General features: G+C 58.3%; 1 protein-coding gene. It reads right to left on the bottom strand.

From position 1 onward, the window contains the following. Positions 1–85: 85 nt before the first annotated feature. Entirely contained in the window at positions 86–1042 is a 957-nt protein-coding gene (locus F8N12_RS27550; protein ID WP_150581186.1) for an AraC family transcriptional regulator, read from the bottom strand. Positions 1043–1115: the final 73 nt, after the last annotated feature.

Here is a 1115-nt window from a genome sequence, read left to right as displayed (position 1 = left end):
CCCTCTCCACAGGGAGGTGACAAATGCCCTCTCCACAGGGAGGTGACAGATGCCCTCGCCACAGGTGATGCGTCGGCCACTGAGATCAATGCCGACTCTTGAGGGTGTCCGAGGGCAACTCGCCGAACTGCTTGCGGTAATGCTCGGAAAACCGTCCCAAATGCAGAAACCCGTAATCCATGGCGATTTCCGTAACGCTGCGCACGTTGCAGGTCGGGTCGCTGAGGCAGGCATTGATCCGTTCGAGGCGTTTTTCGCGGATGTAGTTTTTCGGCGTGGTGCCGGCATGGCGCTCGAACAACCCGTACAGCGAACGCAGGCTCATTCGGGCCTGGCGCGCCAGGTCTTCGCTGACGATGTCATGCTTGAGGTGTTGCGCGATGTAGTCGGCCAATACGTCGAACGTCGCCGTATGCGAGCCAAGGCAGATGCGGCTGACGTTGGTCTTCATCAAGCTGAGCATCTTGCTGACGATGATTTGCGCGTAGTGCTCCTGCACCCTGGGCAGCTGTTCCGTGGCTTCGGCTTCCTGACAAATCATCGCCAGCAGACCGACAAAACCTTCCAGCTCATCAAGCTGATAGCGGTTTTCCAGAAAACGCACGCCCTGGCCGGGATAGCGCCAGCGCTGGTCGTCGCAGACCGACTTGAACAGATGGGTGGGAATTTTCAGGATAAATTTTTCGCAATCATCCGAATACGTCAGGTCCACTGTGTCGTCCGGATTGATCAGCAGTAATTCACCGGGAGCGAAGTAATGTTCCTGACCGTGACCGCGCCACAGACAGTGCCCGCGCAGCAGCACCTGCAGGTGATAAACGCTTTCCAGCGCCCCCGATGTCACGCGCACGCTGGCCCCATAACTGATACGGCACAGGTCAAGGCTGGCGAACTTGCGGTGATCGAGGCTGGCCAATGGTCGCCCCGCTCGGGGCATCAGGATGCAGTGATTGCCGACGTGCTGATTGACGTAGCCCGACACCGCGTAGGGGTCGGCATGGTCGAATACTCTGCTGCGCTGACTCAGTAATTGCGCTTGCATCGTCGGGTTACTCTCATTGATGTATGGGGTTTCACTGGCAAACACTGTGGGAGCGAGCCTGCTCGCGAAAGCG

Source organism: Pseudomonas fluorescens, assembly GCF_902497625.1.
GTDB classification, from domain to species: domain Bacteria; phylum Pseudomonadota; class Gammaproteobacteria; order Pseudomonadales; family Pseudomonadaceae; genus Aquipseudomonas; species Aquipseudomonas fluorescens_BQ.
Note: the sequence above shows the minus strand (reverse complement) of the source record. Positions and strands in the feature narration are given on the sequence as shown.

Bases quoted from the DNA above. Each gene is read 5' to 3' on its own strand.
- F8N12_RS27550 (WP_150581186.1), bottom strand. From the start codon at position 1,042: ATGCAAGCGCAATTACTGAGTCAGCGCAGCAGAGTATTCGACCATGCC.